The organism is Rickettsia endosymbiont of Halotydeus destructor, from assembly GCF_049278075.1.
Taxonomy (GTDB): Bacteria; Pseudomonadota; Alphaproteobacteria; order Rickettsiales; family Rickettsiaceae; genus Rickettsia.
Genome location: NZ_JAPNPB010000001.1, coordinates 246657 through 272858, shown reverse-complemented (window position 1 = coordinate 272858; position 26202 = coordinate 246657). Strand labels below are relative to the sequence as shown.

Sequence of the window (26202 nt, the reverse complement as noted above, 5' to 3'; positions counted from 1 at the left end):
TACTAATAACGCTAGTTTAGGATAAGGATACCTTCAAATTATCTTATATATAGCATTCAGGTCAGGTTTTTAGCTTATGCCTAATCTAAGTTATTACTATTTTTATGTAATATATCTTTTTATAACAAAAAATTAATTATTAATGGCTTGTATACCCCATAAGTATCAGGTTTTTATTTTCTCTTATCCTAAACTGGTGTTAATAATACTTAAAAAATACTCATTAAATATTGATTATACGATTTAAATAATATTTTATATTGTCCGCTTATAGATGTCGAACCTACTGAGTGAGGAATTACGTAAACTTGACGATTTAGGGGCATTGCCTTAGTTAATTCTTTTAGAGCTATAGGCATATTATAAGCAGAAGTTACTAAACGCAGAGATGTAAGGTTATTAGCTACGATAAAATCAGTTGTTTTTTTAGCATAATCCTCTTCCGACATTATATTATTCGGCGCATATATTACCTGCTCCTCTCTAACCTCATTTTCTTTTAATAAATTTCTTAATTGATCTTGTGAAGTTATACCGGTAATGAATAATATAGGAGCATATCCGGCTTTTAATAAAGCGATAGCGGTCTCAATTCGTCGCCCGCCACCGGCAAATACTGCTATACCGTTAGTAATAGTATTATTTGTTTTATAGGAATTGATTGTATAGAAATAATATGCAAAACCGCCAACCCACATGACAAATATTGTTAAAATGGCGAGAAGCATATTTCGCATCAATTAAACACCTTTTTAAATTCTATTTCAATAATTTTATCAAATTGATTCATGTCGATATTAACGCCGAGTTGAGATAAAGAAGTTACAGCCGAATTCATTAGTCCACAAGGAATTATGCCGTTAAATTTATCTAAATCCGTTGAGATATTTACAGCTACCCCATGATAGGTAACCCATTTTTTTACTCTCACTCCTATTGCAGCAATTTTAGCAGGCTTATTTTTTTCTTTTACCCAGATCCCTACTTTATCACTAATAATATATGCTTTAATGCCCAAATAAAGCAAACTATTTATTATCCATTCTTCTAGCATTTTAATATATAACTTTAAATCTTTGGTACGGTTAATAGATGCTAAATTAAGAATAGGATAAATAACTCTTTGTCCCTTACCGTGAAAAGTAAATTTTCCTCCTCGACCGGTATAGATTACTGGGATATTATTGGGGTTTAGTAATTCATTTTGTCGATAACTAGTACCGGCAGTATAAACTTCCGAATGCTCAACAAAAAAAATAGTTTCTGTTTTAGAGCCATCAATTATACCGTTAACATGCTCTTCCATCAATTTTAAAGTATCCAAGTAGTTTGATAATCCTGGTATCGTTATAAATTGCACCATATGAAATAAATACTACCTGCCATGACCTCTAATGCTTTTTAAAGGGGATTGTTGAGATAAAGAAGTTTTGGTACTACTGGCTTGCGTAAAAACCTTAACAATTTCCGGATGTTGAGCTATTATTTCTTCTAATTTATCTTTTTTGAAAAGTTGTTTTATTGGATCAATAATAGTTGCACGCCATTTTTGTGCAAAACTCATTTCTTTGTTTTCCATTTTAGCGCATCTTCTAAGTGCTGCACCTATATTATTTTCTAAAGTAGCTCTTTCTTTTTCATCTTTAACTATCGGTTCTAGTATAGAAATTATTCCGGCTTTTAATCTTTTCATTTCTTTATCATCTAAAAACACAATATTATTTTCATCACAATATTTTTCTAATTGTTTTTTAGAAAATTTTTTTTGCTTTTCTTTGCCCGATTCAATTTTATTGTAACACTCCACAGCAAGCCTTTGGCGACGCCCTTCAGTCGGCAAAAGCTCAGCATCAATATTTAATAATTCGCTTAATGAATCTAATGCTTGCTCAGCTTTAGGACCGTTATTAATTATTTCATTCGTATAAGCATTTTTTTTATCTTTCATTAAAGTTTTTCTTGGATCATCATGTTGCAGCCCCGTAGAAGTCTTTAGCTCAAATGGTAGGTCATATCTAATATTTTTATTAAATTCCGAGATGTAAACATTCATTTCAGGCATTGCTGAGGCACAGCCAGGGGTAAAATCTTTTCCCTTTAAATTAGTTATATCTACTTTCAACACTCCTTGAGCATAGTCTACTGATTCGTTGGAAGTTGCACGATCAATATGAATACCCATATTAGATCTACTTTGAACTATTACTTTATTATCTTCTGCTACTTCAATCATTAAAAAATCTCTTTCCCTATTCATATCAGGAGTACCGTTCGGATAAAGCTGCTGCATTTTATCCTGAAAATTCTCAGTATAGGCATTAATAGGAAACCAACCTGCGCCAAATGTACCCTGATGCCATAAAGTAGTAATAAAATCTTTTTGTTCTCCTGTTAAAGATGATTCATTTTTTAGAGTTTCTGCGTTAATAATTTTGGTATTACCCGATTTATCTTTAAATAAGATTTCTGCCCGCGGATTAACCTGAACTGTATTACCTCTTATATCTGTGGTTGTACCACCAATATCTTTGGTAGTTTGCTCCTGCACTTCCTGTTTGTAAGTATTTAGTCTATTTTCCAGACTAGCTGCCATATTCTCAGAAGTTATATCTGGTTGATCAAGTTCCAGCAGCATTTTGGCCGAGATTACTTCTGTAGTAGTAAGAGTATTTTTTCCTCCTGAAGCATCGATCAGATTAGCACACGAGGTTAAAAAATTATTTAATTCAGGAGAACGCTCAGTAAAAGGTTTTTTGATTTCCTCATAAAATTCTGTTTTGAATTCAAAATTTTCTGATTTTCGCTTTATGTTTTTAACATCCTGAAAATCTTTCCTTTTTGTAAGTAATTCCAGGTCTTTTAATAATTTTTCTTTTAATTCAGGAAGAGAAGGTTTAGTAGAAGAGCTAAGAGAATCACGTAATGTTTTTAACCCTTCAACTTGAAGTTCTGACTTTAGCATTAACAAATTTGTGACTGGATGAGAGTTATTTGCTTCCTCCAAAGATAAATTATCACGATAGGTATTTAAATCGTTGAGATCAATTTTTATAGCGTTAATTGGTTCGTCATTAGACATAAATTTCTTTATAAATTATAATTTGATTAAAGTTCTATATCTTCGTATTTTACTTTTAGTACTTCATAAGATTTTAATCCTTTCGGCGTAGTAACTTCTACAACGTCGCCTGCCGTTTTACCAATCAAGGCCCTGGCAAGCGGTGAAGCTATCGACACTCTTTTTTTAGTTATATCCGCTTCATATTCCCCAACAATTATATAAGTAACTTTTTCGTCGGTTTCATCATCAATTAATGTAACTGTTGCACCAAATTTTATACTATCACCCGAAAATTTTGATATGTCTATAATTTCGGCTCTGGCCGTAATATCTTCCAGATGTAAAATGCGACCTTCAACAAAAGCCTGTTTTTCCCTAGCTGCATCATACTCGGCATTTTCCGACAAATCGCCAAATTCTCTGGCAGTAGCTATATCCTGAGTAGTTCTCGGGCGCTCTACATGCTTTAAGTGTTTAAGTTCCTGCTCTAATTTTTCAAAGCCTTTGTTGGTAATAGGGAATTTTGTCATAATTATCTTGTCTAAATATAGTTAAACCAGTATATTTATATTAATAAAATTTGTCAAATGAGCCTTTAATAAATTAATAAAAATGTTGTCGGGCGATGGTGTTACCCGCGCGTGGATACCCTAAACGTCATTGCGAGGAGCTGAGCTGTGCGGCACAATCTACAAAGCTCAGACGTCATTGCGAGCGAAGCAAAGCAATTCAGCTATTATTTCTAGATTATCGCGCTCCTTTTAGTCGCTCGCAATGACGATGTTTTTTGCAAAGATTTCGACCTACACAATAAAAGTATAAGCTGTTTAAATATATGAAAAACATAGACCTGAATTTTGAATTAAAGCGTAAAATTTTCCACTTATCTGCGTTAGTAGTACCATTATGTTATCTATTAACCTCTAAGTTAATAGCTATTTTATTATTATTTATAGCGGTAGCAGCTACTTTATATTTAGATATTTCCAGGCATTATAACGGTACAATTAGAGATTTTGTAACTAAATTTTTTACGAAAATTATGAGACTGGAAGAAGCTAACGGCACATTTCGCTTAAGCGGCGTTAGTTTTATGGTGCTAGGGTTTTTTATAACCGCTCTTCTTTTTCCAAAAAATCTAGTAATCTGTTCATGGTTAATTTTGATAACCTCTGATTGCCTGGCGGCTTTAGTTGGAATAAAAATAGGCGAGCCTTTAGATAACGGCAAATCAATAGCAGGATCGGGCGCTTTCTTAAGTTCAGCAATTTTTATCAGTATGCTAGTTTATTTTTTCATAGGATATAATACAAGTTTTATTGTTATAATAATTAGCTCGATAGCCACAACTACCGCCGAATTTTATTCAAAACAAATCGGTGTTAACGATAACCTGTTAATCCCGCTTGCTTATTGCCTTTCTACTGTTATTTTTAATTTTATATTATAGGATACTCAAACGATTTCAAACATTGAATTTTATTTTGAGGAGCGACTGCGCCGAGCCTATTTTTTGAAAGCAGAAGAGTAAGGCAATTTTTCAAGTTCTAACCGAGTATATAATGAAAGTTCCATTAGAATTTTACGAACTTTTAAGAAATCGCATTAACATCTCGGATGTTATACGGCAAAAAGTAACCTTAAACAGAAAATCCGGTAATTATGTCGGGCTATGCCCCTTTCATAGAGAAAAAACCCCCTCCTTTACGGTTAACGATTCCAAAAGATTTTACTATTGCTTTGGCTGCGCTGCATCTGGTGACGTAATAAAATTTACTGCACAAATTAGCGGCTTATCCTATTCGGAATCAGCCGTAAAGCTTGCTAGCGATTACGGAATTGAATTACCCAAATTAACCGAACAACAAAAAGAGTTTTACGAAGAATCTGATGAGATTTTAAATATTTTAGAATTGGCAAATAAGTTTTTTAAATCACAAATTTCTCCTAGGATATTAAATTATTTGCATAGTCGAGGTATTAAGGAAGAAATAATCAGAGAATTCTCGATAGGTTTTGCGCCAGCGAATAAAGAATTACAAAAATTTTTTCAGGAAAAAAATATTGAGTCTGCAAAACTTGAAAAAGCAGGATTGATAGGCAAGCGAGAAAACGGCAAAATATATGAAATATTCTATGATCGTATAACTTTTCCCATTAGGAATATATATAATAAGATAGTCGGATTTGGCGGTAGGGTAATCGGTGATGGCATGCCAAAGTATTTGAACTCACCGGAAACTATAGTATTTCAGAAAAGCGAAACTTTATATGGCGAAAATAAGGCAATTAGCAGCGCATATAAAAAAAATAGTGCTATTTTAGTTGAAGGATATTTTGATGTCATTGCTCTTCATCAAGCAGGGTTTACAGAAGCGGTAGCAAGTTTAGGTACCTCTATTAGCGAAAGTCATTTACAAAAATTATGGCGTGCGGGAGATGAAATTATATTATGCCTTGACGGCGATGCTGCTGGATTGAAAGCAAGTATAAGAGCGATTAATCTTGCCTTACCGTTAATAAATAGTAATAAAAAAATTTCTTTCGTTAGATTGCCGGAGGGTTTGGATCCCGATGATGCAGTTAATAAACATAATGTAGGATTTTTTACTGATCTGTTAGAGAAAAGAATTAGTCTTTCGGAAATGATTTGGTATATAGAATATAGCGGCAAAGTTTTTAGAACCGCAGAAGATAAAGCGACTTTAGAGAAAAATTTAAAAGATTATTGCGGAAAAATAGCAGATAGAGATTTAAACACTAATTATTATAGATTTTTTAAAGATCAAATATGGCAAAATCTGGTTAGTAAGGGAAAAAATAATGCTAAAAATTTAAGCATAGTTCCTTCAAGCCCGAATTATTCGGAGCTCGAAATATTGGAGCAGGCATTTTGTGCCATATTAATTAAGTTTCCTGAAATGCTACAAAGTGAAGAAGTAAAAGAGTTTTTACAGAATTTAAATTTTAATAATAAATTACTTGAAGACTTCCGTAACTGGTATTTTGAAGAGATTATCGATAATAATATCCCCGCAAGCGATATAGAGATGATTGTGGAAAATACTAGCTTTTTTGAGATTTTCAAGCTATTATCTAACTCTGACAATTTGTTTTTAGGTATGCCGTTTAATAAAAATAATAATCATTTAGATTTATTTTGGCAATGGTTATCTAAAAAATATCACCTAACGCGCCTAAAACAGGAATATATTTCTATTATTCAAACCAAAGACACTGAAGGATTTGAAAAAGCTTTATTATATCAAAAAGAAATTTTAAAAGTTACAAACGAACTTCAAATTTTAAATGAATCTTTTAACAATTGATCTAGGCATATAACGTATGACAAATATAAATAACGACGTAAATACAATAGATAGTTTAGTTAAAAAAGCTAAAGCTAAAAAAATAGCCGTAACTTATGACGATATAAATAAAGCTCTTCCTAACAATAAAAATTTAAAAGTAAGCGAGTTAGAAGAAGCAATATTAAAATTTGCTGATGCCGGCGTTCATATTTTAGAACCTGGGGAAGATGATGAAATTAAGCTAGACATTGGTATGGACGAAGAGTTTAAGTTATCTAGTAATGTTGACCAAGACGTTGAAGAAGAAGCGGAAGAAGAAACTTTAGGGACTACTGACGACCCAGTAAGGTTATACTTAAAGGATATGGGCGGTGTTGATTTGTTGACACGTGAGAATGAAATAGAGATAGCTAAAAAAATCGAGGAAGGTCGGAAGTTAATGATTTCGTCGTTATGCGCAAGTCCCGTCGCTATGAAAGCTTTTATAACTTGGTATGAAAAAATAGTTAACGGGGATATGTTATTACGTGATTTGATCGATTTGGAGGCTAATATAATACATGAAGAGGAACCTGAAATTGAAGAAGATCATAGTGTAGATGCTGAAAATGAAGAGCAGGAAGAACATACTGTATCGATATCTACTATGGAATCACAAATATTACCGAATATTATTGAGCGAATGAAAAGAATTTCGTATATATGCGAAGAATTATTAATGGAAGCAAAAAACTATTATGCTAAGCCTACTCAAGCAAAATCATTACAAAATAGTAAAAAATATAATGATAATTTAGAATTATTAGTGAATGAAATTTCAGACATTCATTTTAACGCAAAAAGAATAGAAGAAATCCTGGGTAAAATGTATAGCATCAATCGTGATTTAATACATAAAGAAACGGTGTTTTTAAAATTAGCTGAAAAATATGGGATTAGTCGTCAAAACTTTCTAGCAGAATATATTGGTGTTAATATTAATAATGCCTGGAAAGAGCAGCTGAAAAAAAATAAAAAAGCCGGTTGGAAAGATTTAATTAGCAATGAAGTAAACTATATTGATCAAATGATTAATGAGTTATCTTCGATAGAAACTGCAATAGGTATTTCAGTAGTTGAATTTAAAAAATTAGTAAATACTATCCAAAAAGGTGAAAGACAAACCTTACAGGCGAAAAAAGATATGATAGAAGCCAATTTACGGCTTGTTATATCTATTGCTAAAAAATATGCGAATCGAGGTTTACAGTTTCTTGATTTAATTCAGGAAGGAAATATCGGTTTAATGAAAGCAGTAGATAAATTTGAGTATCGGAGAGGCTATAAATTTTCTACTTACGCTACCTGGTGGATCAGGCAAGCTATAACCAGAGCTATTGCCGACCAAGCGAGAACTATACGTATTCCCGTACATATGATTGAAACAATCAACAAGATTATTCGCACTTCAAGGCAAATGCTTAATGAACTCGGTTATGAGCCTACGGCAGCAGAAATAGCTAGCCGACTTTCAATGCCGCTCGATAAAGTACGCAAAGTAATGAAAATAGCTAAAGAACCGATAAGTCTGGAAAATCCTGTAGGAGATGACGAAAATAGTTATTTAGGTGATTTTATTGAAGATAAAAATGCCGTAGCACCTATTGATGCGGCCATTCAATCAAATTTACGTGAAGTAACAACCAGAGTGCTTGCAACTTTAACTCCTCGTGAAGAAAGAGTACTTAGAATGCGTTTCGGCATAGGTATGCCTACCGATCATACGTTAGAGGAAGTAGGACAACAATTTTACGTAACTAGAGAGCGTATAAGACAAATTGAATCAAAAGCCTTACGTAAGTTGAAACATCCTATTAGATCTAAAAAGCTTAACAGCTTCAGGAGCAACGGGAAGCGTAACGATAATCCCGATTCCATAATGGAGGCTTAAGAGGTAAGATTTCAAGAGGTAGTATTGAGGGAATATTATAATCGTCATTGCGAGCGACCTTCGGTCGCGTGGCAATCTAAAAAATAATAAATTTCATAGTATTTTTTACTATTTTTTTCTAGATTGCCGCGTCGATGCTAACTCATCTCCTCGCAATAACGGAGTAAAATTGTTCTACCAAACAACGCCATACGAGAATGCCATAGAACAATGCTTTGCTTTCTAATTAATAACCACGTTATGCATTATCGATATAAAATTAGTGTTGAATATTTAGGTACGGGTCTCGCAGGCTGGCAAAGGCAATTAGAGGCTATGACGGTTCAACAGATATTAGAAGATGCAATTTTTAAATTTAGCGGCGAGCAAGTAACGGTTTGGGGATCGGGAAGAACCGACGCAGGCGTTCATGCAGTAGAACAAGTAGCGCATTTCGATATTTCTAAATATATAGAACCGTATAAAATGGTTAAAGCAATTAATCATTTTGTTCTTCCTCACGTAGTAGGGGTAAGAGCATGTACGCTAGTAGACGATAATTTTCATGCCAGATTTTCAGCCGTTAATCGCCATTATATGTATAAAATTGTTAATAGACCTCATAGATTAGTGATTGATTTTAACAGGGCATGGTGGGTTAGTGAGCCTCTAAATGTAGAGGCTATGAAGAATGCAGCATTGCATCTTTTAGGAAATCATGACTTTACTTCATTTAGAGCTACAGCCTGCCAGGCAAAATCAGCAATAAAAACCTTATCTCAACTTGATATTATTCAAGAAAATGAAGAAATAAGATTTTACTTTACTGCTCAGTCATTTTTACATCATATGGTACGTAATATAGTCGGCAGTTTAGTATTAGTCGGTCGGGATCTTTGGGAAGCAGAGCAAGTTAAAATTGCGCTAGAGGCGAAAGATAGAAAAGCCGCAGGTCCAACCGCTCCAGCATGGGGGTTATATTTTGTGGGTGTAGAGTATTAGTATACTCCGTTATTGCGAGGAGGTGTTGTTGCGTGAATAGGTAAAAGCATCCTCGGTGTCATTCCCGTGAAAACGAGAATCAAGGCTTTTTTTTGTCATGCTGAATTTATTTCAGCATCTATTGAAAAATATCCTGAAACAAGTTCAGGATGACTGTAATTTTCTGGATTCCCGCTTCCGCGGGAATGACATATTTAGGTTTTATTTATACAAATAAAAGAGAAAAACAACTTAAACGAGTTTGAAATGGAAAATTACGATTTAGTAGTAATAGGCGGTGGCCCGGGTGGATATGTTGCCGCAATTAGAACAGCACAATTAAAGAAAAAAGTTGCTTTAATCGAAAAAGAGCATTTGGGAGGAATATGCCTTAATTGGGGATGTATACCAACCAAATCTTTACTTAAATCGGCAGAAATTTTTGAGCATATCAAACATGCAGAAGATTATGGCATTGAAACAAGTAGCCCGAAGGTTAATATAAAAAAAATAGTTGAGCGTTCAAGAGAAATATCCGGTAAACTAGCGAACGGCGTTAAATTATTACTTAAAAAAAATAAAGTTACTGTCATAGAAGGAACAGCAACGCTTAGTAGCGATAAAGTAATAAATATAGATTCAACACTCGGTAAATCGTCGATAAAAGCAAAAAATATTATTATAGCGACAGGAGCACGTCCAAGAATTTTAAAAGGATTCGAGCCTAATGGTCAACAAATTTGGACTTCTAAAGAAGCAATGATACCGCACGAACTACCTAAGTCAATGGTTATAGTAGGCTCAGGAGCAATCGGGATAGAATTCGCCTCATTCTATAATAGCTTAGGCGTGGATGTTACGGTGATTGAAGCGCATAGCAGAATATTACCCGTCGAGGATGCCGAAATTTCTTTAATTGCCAGAAAAAGCTTTGAAAAAAAAGGGATAAAATTTTATACTGATGCCAAACTTTTAAAGCAAACTAAAATAAAAGATAAATTAGAAATTGAAATTGAAGTAGCCGGAAAATTACATAAATTATCGACTGAAATTTTGCTTATGGCAGTCGGGATTGTAGCAAATACCGAAAATTTAGGCTTAGAGAAAACTAAAGTCAAACTAGAAAATAGTCATATAGTCACGAACGAATTTATGCAAACCGATGAAGCAGGAATTTATGCCATAGGTGATGTTGCGGGTAGTCCTTGGCTAGCGCATAAGGCAAGTCATGAAGGTATTATTGCAGCAGAATTTATTGCAGGACTTAAACCTCATCCTATTAATAAACAGAATATCCCTGGCTGCACTTATTCCTCTCCGCAAATAGCTAGTGTCGGACTAACGGAAGAGGGGGCTAAAAAAGCGGGTTATCAGCTAAAAGTCGGGAGATTTCCTTTTATGGCTAACGGTAAAGCTTTAGTTAGCGGCGATAGTGAAGGAATGATAAAAACTATTTTTGATGCTAAAACCGGTGAATTACTCGGCGCTCACTTAATAGGAGGGGAAGTTACTGAATTAATTCACGGCTATGTAATTACCAAAAATTTGGAAGGTACGGAACTAGATTTGATGAATAGTATTTTCCCGCATCCGACTTTATCGGAAATGACGGCAGAATCAGTATTACAAGCATTTGAGAGAGCTATACATATTTAAAAAATACCATGACTCAAAAAAACTTAAGTAAAAATTATGCTTTTGCGTTATTTAACAATGGTAAGGATAATAACAGCGAAGAAGAAATTTACGAGCAAATCAAGGTTATAAATCAAGCTATCAATGATAATATTGATATCAAAAAAGTTATGTCTTCCCCTATAATTCATAAGCTTCATAAAATTAAAGCCATACAATTACTAGCAAAAACATTTAAAATTAATAATATAGTACAAAATTTTTTATTGTTATTAATAAAAAATTCTCGTATGTCTATTTTAGAAGAAATAGTAAAAATCTATCATCAATTATTGGATGAAAGTAAAAATATAAAAGCGGTAGAGGTTATTTCTGCTAAAATATTAAAGTCACAAGAACAAGATTGGGCTCAGAAATATATAGAAGAAATATTAAAACAAAAAATCGATATACATTTTACTTTAGAGCCTTCAATCATCGGTGGGTTAGTAATTAAATACGATAGTATCTTGCAAGATTATTCCATAAAAGGAAGTTTAGAGAAGATAGCTAAAACCTTAAAAACTACTAGATATGAGATAAACAAATGAAGTTAAAAGCCGTTGAAGTTGCTGAAATATTGCAAAAAGAAATAGCAAATATCGATCAACTTACTGAATTACAAGAAGTAGGACAGGTAATAACCATCAGGGACAGGATAGCTAAAATATACGGTATTGATAACGTAAAAGTCGGGGAAGTAGTAGAATTTGAGTCAGGCGTTAAGGGATTAGTTCTTAATTTAGAAACTGATTGCGTAGGTGCCGTGATTATGGGAGACGATAATCAAGTAGAGCAAGGCGATAAGGTTAAAAGAACTAAAGAAATTTTAGAAGTTCCGGTCGGTAAGGCTTTACTCGGTCGTGTTGTTAACGTTTTAGGTAAACCAATTGACGGAAAAGGGGATATTGCTGCAGAGAAGTATCGGCATATTGAAATGAAAGCTCCGGGAATAATAGCTAGGGCTAGCGTTAGCGAACCTGTTCAAACGGGTATTAAAGCTATCGATTCATTGATTCCTATCGGTAGAGGTCAAAGAGAGCTAATTATCGGTGACAGGCAGACAGGCAAAACTGCGATAGCTATCGACACTATTATTAACCAAAAGCAAGCTCATAGCCTCAATGACGAAAAAGATAAAATTTATTGTATATATGTAGCTATAGGACAAAAAAGATCGAATGTTGCACAAATAGTCAAAAAATTAGAAGATGCCGGTGCAATGGATTACACGATTATCGTCTCAGCAACGGCGTCGGAAGCGGCTGCATTACAATTTGTTGCACCTTATTCCGCCTGTAGTATGGGGGAATATTTTCGTGATAACGGTATGCATGCCTTAATTATTTACGATGATTTAAGTAAACACGCAGTAGCTTATCGACAAATTTCATTATTACTTAGAAGACCTCCAGGGCGTGAAGCTTACCCAGGTGACGTGTTTTATTTACATTCAAGGTTACTAGAGCGGGCCGCTAAAATGTCCGATGCAGAAGGTGGCGGATCGTTAACTGCTCTGCCGATAATTGAGACGCAAGCAGGCGATGTATCGGCATATATCCCGACTAATGTTATTTCAATTACCGACGGACAAATATTTTTAGAAAGTGAACTTTTTTATAAAGGCGTAAGACCGGCAGTAAATGTTGGTATCTCAGTCAGTAGGGTCGGCTCCGCTGCTCAAATAAAAGCTATGAAACAGGTAGCAGGTTCAGTAAAACTTGAACTGGCACAATTCAGAGAACTCGAATCTTTCTCACAATTTGGTTCAGATTTAGACCAAGCTACTCGGAAGCTTATCGATCACGGCAAAAAGCTCGTTGAGATATTAAAGCAAAGCCAGTATCATCCTTTTCCCGTAGAAGAACAAGTAATTAGTATTTATATCGGTACTAAAAAATATTTAGATAACGTTCCAGTAGAAAGAGTTAAAGAATTTGAACATAAATTATTAGAGGAAATGAGAGCTAATAAAAGAGATATTCTCGACTCTATTAAAAATGAAAAACGTATCACAGACGAAAATGAGCAAAAGTTAAAAGCGTTTTTAGAGGAATTTGTCAAAGGGTTCTTAAGCTAGTTTGTCATTCCCGCGCGGCACATTGTTGTGTGGAACGGAAAACGCATTCGGTGTCATACCGTGGCTTGACCACGGTATCCAAAAAAACCTTAATAAAAAGACTGGATGCCGTGGTCAAGCCACGGCATGACAATAGCGAACAACATCAAAAATGTTTGTCCTAAAAAATTAAACAATATGACCTTAAAACAACTAAGATCCCGAGTAAAAAGTATTAAGTCTACTCAAAAAATAACTAAAGCAATGCAACTGGTATCGGCAGCTAAGCTTGCAAAAGTAAAGAACCAAATTGTTAATTCCGGTTACTATGTTGAAGCAATACAAAAAATGATGGCAACTATATTGTCGAGCAATAATATATATAACCTATCCGAAGAAGACCAAAAATTTTTTTTGCGTGAACAGCAAAATAAATCTCTAGAAAATAAATCACATTTGTTGATAGTGCTAACTTCTGAACGGGGATTATGCGGGACGTTTAATTCCTCGATAATTAAGCAGGTAAAAACTGACATTACGAAACTGGAAAATAAAGGAGCACAGATAAAGCTTATTATTGTCGGCAAAAAAGGTTATGAGGTGCTTAAAAAGAAATATTCAAATTATATCGATAGCTATTTTGAATTGTCAAAAACGCTCGATGAGAAGTTACTTTTTCAAATAAAACAAAAAATCATGACAGCGGTGGAAAATTCAGAAATTAGTCACTGTTCGATATATTTTAATAAATTCAAAAATGCTATGATACAAATAACAACTACGCAACAAATTTTACCCGTTGAACAATATACAGAGATTAAAGAAGAAAAAGCCATAAATTCTCTTTATGAATATGAAGGAGAAAATCTCATTGCTAATATGATTAATTTATACGTTAATTCTCAAGTAAATTATGCATTATTGCAAAATATGGCAAGTGAAGAAGGTGCAAGAATGACGGCTATGGAGAATGCGACAAATAATGCTCATGATATAATTGATAAATTAACGCTGAAATTAAACAGATCAAGGCAAGCTATTATCACTAATGAGTTGATAGAGATTATTTCCGGCGCAGAAGCAATATAGCCTATTTACATCGCTCTTACTGCTCTTTATGTCATTCCCGCGTGGATATTCTAAGCGCTTTCGGTGTCATTCCCTCGAAAGAGGGAATCTACTTAGCAAAAATGAGATACCAGCTTTCGCTGGTATGACACCAAAAAACCAAGCTGCTGGCAACTCTAATGCCTCGGCGGGCATGACAAAAGCAGCAATAATAACATCAATAAGACTAACACTACATAAGTTTAAAGGCAAAAAAATGACGAAAAATATCGGTAAAATTACTCAAATTATTTCAGCGGTAGTTGATGTAAAATTTGCAAATACCAGCAAATTACCGCAGATTCTGAATGCCCTTGAGTGCTATAATGATGATCAAAAATTAGTGTTAGAGGTAGCTCAACATATCGGTGATGATACGGTGCGTTGTATTGCCATGGACTCAACGGAGGGACTTATTCGCGGGATAGAAGTAACCGATACTGGTACACCTATTCGCATACCGGTAGGGCTTGAAACTTTAGGCAGAATTATTAATGTTACAGGGCAACCGATTGATAATAGAGGAGAAATTAAAACTACAAATTATTCTTCTATCTATAAAGAAGCACCGGCTTTTACCGATCAATCAACCGAGCGAAATATGTTAGTAACGGGAATTAAAGTAGTTGATTTGCTAGCTCCTTATGCAAAAGGTGGTAAAATCGGCCTATTTGGCGGGGCAGGAGTTGGGAAAACCGTATTAATAATGGAACTTATTAACAATATCGCAAAGGCGCACGGCGGATATACCGTATTTGCCGGAGTGGGCGAAAGAACTAGAGAAGGAAACGACCTTTATCATGAAATGATTGATGCCGGCGTTATTAATCTTGAAGAGCCAAAAAAATCGAAAGTAGCACTTGTTTACGGACAAATGAATGAGCCACCGGGTGCAAGAGCAAGGGTTGCATTAAGTGGACTTACCATTGCCGAAAGTTTCAGAGATATGAATGAAGGGCAAGATGTATTATTTTTTGTTGATAATATCTTTCGTTTTACTCAGGCGGGTTCAGAAGTATCAGCACTTTTAGGCCGCATTCCTTCGGCGGTTGGTTATCAACCAACTCTAGCAACTGAAATGGGAGAATTACAAGAACGTATTACTTCTACTAAAAACGGCTCTATAACTTCAGTACAAGCTATATATGTGCCAGCTGATGATTTGACCGATCCTGCTCCTGCTACTTCTTTTGCGCATTTAGATGCAACAACAGTGTTAAGCCGTCAGATCGCTGAGCTTGGTATTTATCCAGCCGTTGATCCGCTTGATAGTAATTCGCAAATACTCGATCCATTAATTGTGGGAGAAGAGCATTATCAGGTTGCACGAAAGATCCAGCAAATTCTACAAACTTATAAATCATTGCAGGATATTATAGCTATTTTAGGTATGGATGAGCTATCAGAAGAAGATAAATTAATTGTGAGTAGAGCAAGGAAAATACAAAGATTTTTATCGCAGCCTTTCCATGTGGCAGAAGTATTTACCGGCGCTCCGGGAAAATTCGTAAATTTAGCTGATACTATTTCAGGATTTAAAGCTTTAGCAGAAGGTAAATATGATGATTTGCCGGAAGCCGCATTTTACATGGTCGGTACTATCGAAGAAGCTATAGAGAAGGCTAAAACTATTAAAGGGGAATAATAACAAACCCATCATTGCAAGGATATATCACTCTCGTCATTGCGAGGAGCGTAGCGACGCGGCAATCTAAAAATAAAGAATAGATTGCTTCGCTTCGCTCGCAATGACGGGTAAGGTTCTAGATTGCCGCGTTGGGACTACGTCCCTCCTCGCAATGACGACGTTGCAACAACGCCTACCGCTTTTGCTGTGAAATTTAAAATCATATCAATATGAATGAAACAATTAATGTTAAAATAATTACTCCTTTAAATGTAGTATTTGAAGCAAAAGCTAAAATGGTGACAATGCCAGGAGAAGAAGGCATATTTGGCGTGCTGCCTAACCATGCACCGATAATTGCTAGTTTAAAAGAGGGGTTGGTAAAGATTTTTATAAATAACCTGAGCGACCACGATATTATTTATTTTGTTTATAAAGGTATGACTGAGGTTACAAGAGAAAACATTAATATAGTAACTGAATTTGCTAGTGATGTTACTAAGTTTAGCTATGACGAAATAGCAGAGAAAATAGCTAACCTCAAGAATAATATAAATGATGAAGAAAATACTACAAAAATAAATATCTTTAAAACTGATCTTATAAGATATGAATCGTTATTAACCTGCCTTAAAAATACTTCTAGTCCATTGCAAGGCGTTTAGCGACGCGGAAAACTAAAAAACTTTCGTCGTCATTGCGAGCGAAGAGAAGCAATCTATTTATTATTTTTAGATTGCCGACTCCCTCTGTTCGCTCGCAATGACGGTTTTAGTATCTACGAACAATATCTACACGTAAGAAAGGCCTTGGTATTATGACCTATTGATCACCACTTCATTTTATATTCTATATTATAATATAACCCTCCTCCTCCTACACAGCATAACTGGAAAGAAATTATATTTTTTTGATTCGGTTTTAATAAGGATAGTATATCAATATCCTCATACTTAGTGGATTTTCCTTGGTCATTTAAATTATTATTCTTACATTTGTTAATATCAAAATTGCTAGGCCCAACAAATGCTTTTTGATTATTAACTGTTATCAATAACCAATCATCATATTCGACTTCTTTTATCTTAATATATTCAATATTTCTCAATATATTAGTATCTACTTCAACAGAAATATTTGTTGTAAATACTTTTCCATTACCTCCGTGCGTTCCTTGTGTTAAACTATACGAATTAACAATTGAAAAATTACCGATTTTGCTCTTTGAGTCATACTTACCAGCCGGCACATCAACGAATTGGCTATTATCTTGTTTTATATCAATACCGGCAAACTCCTTACAACCAACACCTGGGTCTAACTTCTCAAAATTTGCATTTTTGGCATCGAAATTTAATAAACAATAACGCTCTAGTGGTTTAGTCGGATCGATAGGTATCCAATCATCTTTGCATGTGCCGGTAGCTATATCTCCTACATCCGTTTTAAGCCAGGTAGCATTACCGCTATCATTTGAAGGAGTAGTAATTGCAGAGCAAGTAAGCATCGGTATCGGGACGCAAAGATTTAATTCCTGGAAAGTTTTATCTCGAACATCGGCCTTATCTAACGTATATGGCTGGTCTTTACCGGTATCATCAGGAGCAAGATAATTAGGCGGGATAGTATTATCAGTAGTCGGCTCATATTTAACTGTATAATATTGAGAATCGTTTAATACTGCTCCTAAATTAGCAGAAGGATTAATTCTTTCTTGATAATCCTGACTTAGAACGCATACAGGATTATCTGAACGATCGTTATTAATATAACAATTGGTGGTTGCACCGGTAGCTCCGCAAGTGTAAATAGTAATACCTGGAACCGATGAATTATCTGAAGCACATTGACTTGGCGTGTCTTGGCACATTCCAAGATTCAGGTATTTAGTACTAGCTATATCTTTAAATTTCTTACAATCAACCTTATTAGTACCAGTTAACTTGGCAAGCACACAATTAACCTGATTAGTTTGCGGTGCTACCGGAATTGGTGCACCAGTCGGGTCTGCGGGCGGCGCCGGCGGAGGTAGCGGTGCACAATGCAAGAAATCTTTTGGCATTAAGCAAGCATGAGTTCCCCCTTGAATATATTTGCCGTTTATATATTCCAAATATTTTAAATATACGGCATTAGGATTAGGTATTAAATTCTTATCATAAGGCTTTGCGTTGTTTTTATATTTTCCATAAATGGTTAATTGATTTAAAGACCTGGCACCCGAAAACGGCATTGCAATATATTGATCAGCCGGGTCTTTCGGCGGTATTGCAGGAATATACGCTACGGAAGAACTAAAATTATAGCCAGCGAGCGTTATTACATTCTCTGTCGCGGTAGAACTAGAACTAGGGTCACCTGCAAAAGATAAAGGTGTAACAACACTATTAGTCTCCTTTAAATCGCCCTTGTCATCTTTTACTTGAATTGAAGCAATAAACTGAGGAGTGAAATAGCTATTATTAGAACAGCTAATTCCTGCATGATTACTCTCACACGTATAAACAGCAAGATTATAACCACTATCTACTCTTTTTTGACAATCGACTAAATTAGCCGATTCAAACACACAAATATTTTTCGGATCTTGTTTAGGGATATTAGTGTCAGTAACTTTAGAAAGAGTAGTATTAACAATTTGCGCATAGAAATTTCTAGCTTTATTATTATCTTTATTATTATCTTTTAATGAAAAAGTTTGCTGTATAGGTAGGCTGTTTTGATCTTGAACCAGAGGAAAATTTACGCTCACATCAACGAACTCACCGATATTGACACCCCATATCTCTTGACATGTGGCAGAATTATCTGGGTTAGCTGTATTGCAGTCAGGTAAATCGCTTATATAATAATCATTTGGAGTAGACCTACTACCCATTTTTTGAGAATAGACAATCCTAAAACCTTCATCACAACCATTTTCTTTTACGCTACATGACAAAGGAATGTCAGTCTTAATACATAGAGCACCTTTAGTAGCAACATCACATTTTTTTACTAAATCCGTATTACTAGTAGCTGCATGAATACCTTCAGCTGAAGAAAAGACCCCATCTAACTTAACACAAGTAGTAAGATCAGGAGTATCACCGGTACATAATGGGATGAGATTATTAAAGCTAACTCGCACCGCATTATTCACGACATTATTCGGTAATTTTGATACTACGCAAGGCGCTATAATTGAAGACTGATTAAATGTTCCGTCGGAATTTTTTTGGTAACATATATTATGCAGAAGCGGATTAACGGTAAGTTGACCTAGGGACGGACAAAAAGGAGGAGGAAAAGGTCCTAAAGGTAAATTTATACAGCCAAAGTTAAAACTATCTACCGACCGATTTAATGTTCCGAACTGTTTAACAACGCTCATCATTAAGCTTGGAAAAAAATTAAAAATTTTACCTATTGTTTCAAATATTTTTTGTAAAACCTTAAAAAATTCATTATCACTTCCTATCATTCCTAATAGCTTTGCTAATAAGTTAGGTACGCTTGACCCTTGGACCTTATCAACTACAAACTCTAATGCTTTTATAACGGGGCTAAGTTCTGTGGTAAAGTGCAGAGGTTGGCTATTAGGATTCCAATCCAGTGCATCTATATGAGCTCCGGAATCAGATATAAGATTGACAAGCCCTGGATCGCTATAAGCACAAAGTTTAGGACTTTGAAGCGTGATTACTTGACCGTCCACACCGATTATCGGATCATCATTTTCTTCAGCACCGACCTCGTTAAGATGTTTTCCTGCAGTGTAACCAGGATCACCTGGCGCAGGGTCAGCATTTAAGCCTGGAGCAGCCGGGATTTCAGGTATCGCAATTCGTGCACAAACTCGTGTTAGGGGTAATCCGTAACCGGTAGGCCACACTACACACCCCCCATCCCAGTTTAAATTAGCAGATTGGGCCCAGCAAGCGGCGGCATTACAACTTTGAATTCGTATACGAATCTTTGGAGTAAAATAACTACTATCAGAAGTTGCTTCGGCGCATCTTTGTAAATAAAAAGGGGCGAACCTGCCTGGATAATCAAATTGTAATAAACAAGTATCTTCATCACGTCCATCGCTTTTATTCCATGGGGGACATAAACTGCCTGGTTTAAAGGTTTTTGATACTGCGTTGGTAGTGTTACTATTCCAAACCTCAGTTCTATCGCTCAGCCCACAATTGCAAGGATCGGTTAAACAAGTACCGATGCTTCCCCAAACAGATGCTTGAATATTACAGGAAAAAATTAAAAGTAAGAAAGCTAAGTAATATTTTTTTAACAATTTAAAACTCTAATAATACAAATTTCGTTATGGATAGATTAGCGCGTTCTATTTCATTCCTACAAAAGGATTATTGCGCGTCTTCATTTTATAAGCGGAGTCATTCCCTCAAAAGAGAGAATCTACTTAGTAACATAACAAAATTAGTAAGTTAGATACCGGCTTTCGCCGGTATGACACCAAGTGTAAAATCGAGCCACGGCGCAACAACGCAAACTTGACTACGGTATAACACTGAGCTTAATATACTGTATTCAACGCATTATATAAATAATTAATCCAATTATCCGGAGGGCCCTGGTATTTTTCTAATATTTCCTGATAAATAGCCAATTCTTTATCCTTACCCGATAAAATACGAACAATACCCGTTAATGCAGCGATACTTAGCTCAGAAGCAATAGACTCACCGTCTTTATCAATTAAAAACATTCTTGAAGAAAGTGCAAATTGTGATAATTTAGATATTTCAGATTTGTTTAAACCTAAAATTTTATCTAAATCCTCAATTTTTACGTCAGACGGTAAAGTAATTTTAGTATTAATTAAATCTAACCATTTTTGTAAAATATGAGCCGGGGATAATTTAAGATAAATAAAATCAAAGTTACTTACCATAACACCGTTATTTTGAGCTAAATTATCAAAAATCAACTTTGTGTTATCATAATAAATCTCAGGTTTATAGAGCTTATCAAGATTGTCAGCGGCAAATATTTTAGAAGCTGTTCCGCTTAAAGTTAAATGATAAGTAAGCGCATATATCAAGCCCGCACAAACACTTTGGTGTTTTTGCAAATTTATATTAAACTGTTCTAAAAACTTTCTCTCCGTCGGGTAAAATTGCTTCGTAAAATATTCTTCTGAAAACTTATATAAATTTAGTCCAATTATACTCTGCTCTGTTATATTAAACTTTGTCCCGTCAAAAACTCCTTCATATAACCCCCCTTCCATAAATTCTTTTAGTTTTATACGTATTTGCTCTCCTCCTTCTACATTAAAGTCTTCTGATTTTAAAATAGTAGAAAAATTACGATTTTCTTTTTCCGTAGAAAGGATTTTAATACTAAATTTTTGTAAAAAAGATATTTCCGGTTCAGTAAGGGGGGAAACGCAGTGGTTACATATTACTTTTAAAAACTCAAAAATAAAGGCTTGTGATTTTTCTGTATTATCTAATAAAAAAGGATTAATAATTTCCTTTTCCGGAGTAAGCCATTTACCTGCCAAGCCTTCAATAAAAATTTTAGAATCGTTGTTGTTGGAGATATAAAATATTGTCGGGTTATATTTGGTAGCTTCGGATATTAAAAAATTTAGCAACACAGTTTTGCCGGTTTTCTGTGTACCAAAAATACAGGTATTTCCTTTTCCAGTCTTGTCATGAAAGTTCATAAAATACGGAGTGCCTTTTTCCGTTCTAAGTAATGTTAACGCTCTACCCCATGGACTATACTGACTACCTAGCGGAGCATTATGAAGCGCTGCAAATGCAGCAATATTATCTAAAATTATAGGCGTCATTCTTCGTATAAAGGCAAAATTACCAGGTAATTGCGCCCAAAATGTTTGCTCGAGGTTTATATCTTCCCTAACGTGAACAATACCAAGTTTAGAAAGTTCAATAGAGGCTTTAGCAACAGATTTATCAAGTTTGGTTACTTCATTTTCCATAATAGCAATAGAAATTTGGTGATTACAAAACTGATTTGCCGCATCAGGCAGCTCTATTATCTTATTAATCCCCTTATATTCATTAAGTACCTTATCTCCACTAACTTTCAAAATATAATCCTGATCCTTTAAAGCAGCGGTTATTTGCTTTTTATCGATAAAGTAAAATATTTCTGTTATTATCAGCTCGATAGGTAATTGAAGAATTTTATCAAGAGTGTTAGAAGAAGTTTCCTGATATTCTTTTATCGAAAGTATGGAAATAAATTGTTTATTTGCCTCATTATCAATAACCGTAATTTTGTCACCGCCGATTGCATATTTACTTTTACCCAAAGCGCTTGATAAATCAGTTATCGGCACTAAGCAATAATCTTCACTAAGGTTAACTATTCGATTAAATAGATATATAGGAGCAGAAAAAGATTTATCCCCTTCAAATATTATTCCTAATTTTTCTGCGCCAAATTCCTGTAAATCCCCAAGAATATTATCAGCAACATTATTTAATTTTTGAAAAGCACTATCCAAATATTTATTCTCAAAATCAACAATTAATTTAGAAGATAAAGAATTTACCCATGAATTAAAATTACTAACTTTAATTTCTGTTGAATCATAAACTATTGAAATATATAAGGTATTAACAAATTTATCGTGCCAATAATTTTTCTTTTGCCATAACTCATGGATGTTGGCTGCTAATAATTTTTTATATAAAGTAGGATCATCTAAATCTTGCTTTTCACGTACAGTATGTATCCAAAAAGCAAAATCATGATTAGTTATATTTTTTTTTATAGATGACCGGACTATTTCACGTAAATTAAATAATTTATCACTAATTTTTTCTGAATTAAGGCCGTTTACTTGAATAATTTGTAGCAACTTACCATCTTTAGTGAGTAAAGTATTCTCGTTATAATGACAGGCGATAGGTATAAAATCTTCCGCATTATTATTATATATATCTTTGTCGACTTTTCTTAAATCACTAAACATAAGTATTTACCGATAAGGTCCGTTATATGAAGAAGCCGCTATTACGTTAATGCTTTTAAGCGTATAAAATGGTATCATACCATGAACATATCCTTCTAACTTTAAAATCTTACTCTAAATATTTAGTGTTAACAAAACAATTTATTCTTCACCTATAGAAATTTTTTGTAATCCATTCATGTAAGACACTAAAACATCCGGCACTGTTATAGAACCGTCCTCATTCTGATAATTTTCTAAAATTGCGACAATCGTCCTCCCTACTGCTAAACCGGAAGCATTTAAAGTATGAACCAAAGTAGTTGTCGAGCTACCGAACTCTTTATATCTTGCTTTCATTCTACGTGCTTGAAAGTTTCCGCAATTAGAACAGCTAGAAATCTCACGATATTGTTTTTGACCAGGCAACCAAACTTCTAAGTCATAAGTTTTTTGTGCAGAAAATCCCATATCACCGGTACAAAGTAGCATAACACGATAAGGTAAATCAAGTTTTTTCAAAATCGTTTCGGCAGCATTCGTTATATACTCATGTTCGCCTTTTGACTCTTCGGGCGTAGTAATAGATACTAATTCAACTTTACTAAATTGATGTAGCCTAATCATTCCACGGGTATCCCTACCGCTACTACCCGCTTCTGACCTAAAGCAGGGCGTATGCGCGACGTAACGGATCGGCAATTCTTCCCGTGCAATAATCTTATCGGCCACCATATTTACTAGCGGCACTTCTGCGGTCGGTATAAGTCTATAATTATTAGTAGTTTCAAAAGAATCATCAGCAAATTTAGGTAATTGCCCGGCGTTATACATAGCTATATCCCGAACTAAAGCTGGTGGTGAAATTTCAACAAAATCAAACTCGCTAGTATGAGTATCAATCATAAAATTAATTAACGCACGTTCTAATTTTGCTAGCCCTCCTTTTAACGTTACGAACCTACTTCCGGACATTTTGGCCGTTTTCTCAAAATTCATTAGTCCGAGTCCTTCGCCTAATTCAAAATGATGTTTGCTATATGAATAAGTTTTTGTTTCACCTTCAGTGCGCAATAATTTATTCATGCTTTCATCAATACCGTATGGAACGTCATCCTCCGGTATATTTGGCAGCATATTTAATATGTCGTTTAATTCGGTATTATTATTTAAATTAAGGTTAAGCTCTTCAAGCTTTTCATTTATGTGTTCTACGTCACGTTTGATGCTTTCGAAAATTTCACCAGATTTGGGATTCATTTCACCCAAAATTTTAGATTTTACTTTACGAGCATGCTGAAATTCTTGCATTAAAGTAGTGATTGTTCGTTTATCTTCATCTAATTTGGCAATTTTAGCCGACATCGGCTCAATATATCTTTTGCGAAGTAGCTCGTCAAATATGTTTTTATTTTCTCTAATCCATTTAATATCTAGCATTTAATTTCCTCGGTTTTCTATAAAACGACACATTACAATTGAAATTTCATATAATAAAAGCAGCGGTATTGCAAGCGCTAACTGACTTAGTACATCCGGTGGGGTTAATATTCCGGCAAGAATAAAGTTAATTACCACGGCTAACCTTCTTTTCTTTTGTAATCCGTTTACCTTTATTATTTTTAAAATATTTAATATTATTAAAACAATTGGCAATTGAAAAGCTACCCCAAAAGCAATAATTAACTGAATTACTAAATTTAAATATTCACTAATTTTTGCTTCTAATATTATCGGTACTACTATATCACGCTTTTCAAAGCTAAGGAAAAAAACCCACGCTTTCGGCATTACAAAATAAAATACGAAGATACTACCGCACCAAAATAGAATCGGTGACATAAAAAGAATAAAGGCAATAATTTTTTTCTCATGCTGATGCAAGCCCGGGCTAATAAATAAATAACATTCTATTGCTATAACCGGAATAGTAATGAATAACGCAGAAAAAGCCGAAAGTTTAATATATGTTGAGAATGCTTCCGTAAGGCTTGTGTAAATTATATTTCTTAAATTACCCTGATTTAACTTCGCTAAAGGTTCTAATAAAAAACTATATATATTATCGCTAAAATAGTAACAAATGATAAAAGCAACAGTAAAAACGCCTAGTATTCTAAATAATCGAGCCTTTAGTTCTGAAATATGCTCGGCAAAACTATATAATTTCATTTATTCATCATCTTTTATATGCACAGAGATTTTATCTTTTTCATCTTGTAGATCATTTTTAGATTTCTTTTTAAGCTTATCTGAATTCTTATTATTTAATATCTTGATTGATTCTAAACTATTCGCAGGTATTATCATTATAACATTTTTGCTTATTTCATCTAAATAATTAGTCGTTAACGATCTCTTCAGCACCCCCGAATATTTATCACTATCGGCATTTTGTATAAATTTTTCAAAAGTTTCGCTTTTTAAATAGCTATTAGAAGTAAACATTGCCGTAATAAGAAATAAAACCGTTGAAGTAAGGAGACCGATAGTAAATCCCGAAAATAACCCTAATAATTTATCGACAAACCCTCCTCGCATGAAAGAAATTACTGCAAGAAATTTATAGGTTATAAAAATACATATAATTAAAGAAACAATATACGAAGCAATACCGGCAAAAATTATTTCTATAATTTCATTCGTAGTATATTTATGGACTATTTCTAATGCGTAAGGATATAAAAAATAAGTGAGAGCTATAGATGCAATAAATCCTATCGCTCTAATAATAAACCCTATTATTCCTTGATATAATCCAACAAATGAAAAAATAGTAATAATAGCAAAAATTGTAATATCAAATAATGTAATCATTAGAATAATATATAAATATGTAATATATTATAAATATAAACGATATTATTATTAACTGCTATTGAATAATTTACTCTACTACATATATTATAATTATATGATTTCAATTAAACTATTAGATTATTATGAGCGATAAAGATTTTTATAATTTATCCGGTAAGACCTTAGTTGCTACGCCTCATGTTATTAAAGAAGGAATGTTTCATAAGTCTTTAATTTATATGCTATCTCACGCAACGGAGGGAGCAGTAGGGCTAATATTTAATCAGGTAGTAAATCATATAGAATATAAATCATTTTTTAAAATAAAGAATGATAAAATAGATGATAATTACATGATGCCGATATATCTAGGCGGACCTGTTGAGCATGAAAAAGGATTTTTCCTTCATTCAAACGATTATGATAAAAATTTGCTTTTGCAATTCCAAAATAATTTAGCGGTAAGTTCTAATCCCAAAATTTCAGAAGATATAGCTTTTGGCAAAGGCCCAAAAGATAGTTTATTTATTGTTGGTTATACAGCCTGGAAAGCTGGACAGCTTGAGCAAGAGCTAGAAGATAATTTATGGTTGATAATGGACTGCGATAAAGATTTTATTTTTGCCGATCACCCGGAGAATAAATGGTCTGACGCATTAAAGCATTTGGGAATAAATGAAGTACATTTTGCAACGCAAATAGGTAATGCTTGAAAATTATTAGGCAATGGATATCGG

19 protein-coding genes and 1 pseudogene are annotated in these 26202 nt (G+C 34.1%); 11 read left to right on the top strand and 9 right to left on the bottom strand.

The window, feature by feature from the left end; translation table 11 throughout:
* Positions 1-209: 209 nt before the first annotated feature.
* From OTR29_RS01215 to greA, 4 genes are read right to left on the bottom strand one after another with little or no spacing between them, the layout of a single operon-like run.
* A complete protein-coding gene (locus tag OTR29_RS01215) occupies positions 210-740 on the bottom strand; it encodes an ElyC/SanA/YdcF family protein (protein ID WP_422228842.1) in 531 nt (176 codons plus the stop codon).
* Entirely contained in the window at positions 737-1363 is a 627-nt protein-coding gene (lipB, locus tag OTR29_RS01210) for a lipoyl(octanoyl) transferase LipB (protein WP_422228841.1), read from the bottom strand. The genes OTR29_RS01215 and lipB overlap by 4 nt, the downstream gene beginning before the upstream one ends.
* A gap of 12 nt (positions 1364-1375) precedes the next feature.
* Positions 1376-3079, bottom strand: coding sequence for a hypothetical protein (locus OTR29_RS01205; RefSeq protein WP_422228840.1), 1704 nt, complete (start codon positions 3077-3079; stop codon positions 1376-1378).
* A gap of 26 nt (positions 3080-3105) precedes the next feature.
* Positions 3106-3594: a transcription elongation factor GreA gene (gene greA / locus OTR29_RS01200; RefSeq protein WP_422229058.1), complete on the bottom strand. Its 489-nt coding sequence runs from the start codon at positions 3592-3594 to the stop codon at positions 3106-3108.
* A gap of 302 nt (positions 3595-3896) precedes the next feature.
* Between greA and OTR29_RS01195 the strand changes: the two genes are divergently transcribed.
* The 10 genes from OTR29_RS01195 to OTR29_RS01150 all read left to right on the top strand — a co-directional run bounded on the left by OTR29_RS01195 (position 3897) and on the right by OTR29_RS01150 (position 16394).
* Positions 3897-4511 (top strand): hypothetical protein, encoded by a 615-nt coding sequence (locus OTR29_RS01195; protein WP_422228839.1) that lies wholly within the window; start codon positions 3897-3899, stop codon positions 4509-4511.
* A gap of 112 nt (positions 4512-4623) precedes the next feature.
* Entirely contained in the window at positions 4624-6390 is a 1767-nt protein-coding gene (gene dnaG, locus OTR29_RS01190) for a DNA primase (protein WP_422228838.1), read from the top strand.
* Between the two features lie 16 nt (positions 6391-6406).
* Positions 6407-8302 (top strand): RNA polymerase sigma factor RpoD, encoded by a 1896-nt coding sequence (gene rpoD, locus OTR29_RS01185; RefSeq protein ID WP_422228837.1) that lies wholly within the window; start codon positions 6407-6409, stop codon positions 8300-8302.
* 240 nt (positions 8303-8542) lie between these two features.
* Entirely contained in the window at positions 8543-9283 is a 741-nt protein-coding gene (gene truA / locus OTR29_RS01180; RefSeq protein WP_422228836.1) for a tRNA pseudouridine(38-40) synthase TruA, read from the top strand.
* Positions 9284-9529: 246 nt separating this feature from the next.
* On the top strand, positions 9530-10918 hold the full coding sequence (gene lpdA / locus OTR29_RS01175) for a dihydrolipoyl dehydrogenase (protein WP_422228835.1): 1389 nt from the start codon (positions 9530-9532) through the stop codon (positions 10916-10918).
* Between the two features lie 8 nt (positions 10919-10926).
* A complete protein-coding gene (gene atpH / locus OTR29_RS01170) occupies positions 10927-11487 on the top strand; it encodes an ATP synthase F1 subunit delta (protein ID WP_422228834.1) in 561 nt (186 codons plus the stop codon).
* Positions 11484-13016 (top strand): F0F1 ATP synthase subunit alpha, encoded by a 1533-nt coding sequence (gene atpA, locus OTR29_RS01165; RefSeq protein WP_422228833.1) that lies wholly within the window; start codon positions 11484-11486, stop codon positions 13014-13016. Before atpH ends, atpA begins: the two co-directional genes overlap by 4 nt.
* Before the next feature lie 177 nt (positions 13017-13193).
* On the top strand, positions 13194-14084 hold the full coding sequence (atpG, locus tag OTR29_RS01160; protein WP_422229057.1) for an ATP synthase F1 subunit gamma: 891 nt from the start codon (positions 13194-13196) through the stop codon (positions 14082-14084).
* Positions 14085-14319: 235 nt separating this feature from the next.
* On the top strand, positions 14320-15747 hold the full coding sequence (gene atpD, locus OTR29_RS01155; protein ID WP_422229056.1) for a F0F1 ATP synthase subunit beta: 1428 nt from the start codon (positions 14320-14322) through the stop codon (positions 15745-15747).
* Positions 15748-15959: 212 nt separating this feature from the next.
* The gene (locus OTR29_RS01150) at positions 15960-16394 is read left to right on the top strand and encodes a F0F1 ATP synthase subunit epsilon (RefSeq protein WP_422228832.1); all 435 of its coding nucleotides are present in this window, start codon (positions 15960-15962) and stop codon (positions 16392-16394) included.
* Positions 16395-16558: 164 nt separating this feature from the next.
* Here OTR29_RS01150 and OTR29_RS01145 read toward each other — a convergent pair whose 3' ends face one another.
* The 5 genes and pseudogenes from OTR29_RS01145 to OTR29_RS01125 all read right to left on the bottom strand — a co-directional run bounded on the left by OTR29_RS01145 (position 16559) and on the right by OTR29_RS01125 (position 25483).
* The gene (locus OTR29_RS01145) at positions 16559-20008 is read right to left on the bottom strand and encodes a hypothetical protein (RefSeq protein WP_422228831.1); all 3450 of its coding nucleotides are present in this window, start codon (positions 20006-20008) and stop codon (positions 16559-16561) included.
* Positions 20009-20248: 240 nt separating this feature from the next.
* The gene (locus OTR29_RS01140) at positions 20249-22687 is read right to left on the bottom strand and encodes a VirB4 family type IV secretion/conjugal transfer ATPase (protein WP_422228830.1); all 2439 of its coding nucleotides are present in this window, start codon (positions 22685-22687) and stop codon (positions 20249-20251) included.
* 141 nt (positions 22688-22828) lie between these two features.
* The gene (gene serS, locus OTR29_RS01135; RefSeq protein ID WP_422228829.1) at positions 22829-24106 is read right to left on the bottom strand and encodes a serine--tRNA ligase; all 1278 of its coding nucleotides are present in this window, start codon (positions 24104-24106) and stop codon (positions 22829-22831) included.
* Positions 24093-24838, bottom strand: a pseudogene (gene tatC / locus OTR29_RS01130) (twin-arginine translocase subunit TatC). Before tatC ends, serS begins: the two are co-directional and overlap by 14 nt.
* Positions 24839-25483: a CvpA family protein gene (locus tag OTR29_RS01125; protein WP_422228828.1), complete on the bottom strand. Its 645-nt coding sequence runs from the start codon at positions 25481-25483 to the stop codon at positions 24839-24841.
* A 125-nt stretch (positions 25484-25608) separates the two neighbouring features.
* Here OTR29_RS01125 and OTR29_RS01120 point away from each other — a divergent pair, with 125 nt between their 5' ends.
* Positions 25609-26178: a YqgE/AlgH family protein gene (locus OTR29_RS01120; RefSeq protein ID WP_422228827.1), complete on the top strand. Its 570-nt coding sequence runs from the start codon at positions 25609-25611 to the stop codon at positions 26176-26178.
* Positions 26179-26202: the final 24 nt, after the last annotated feature.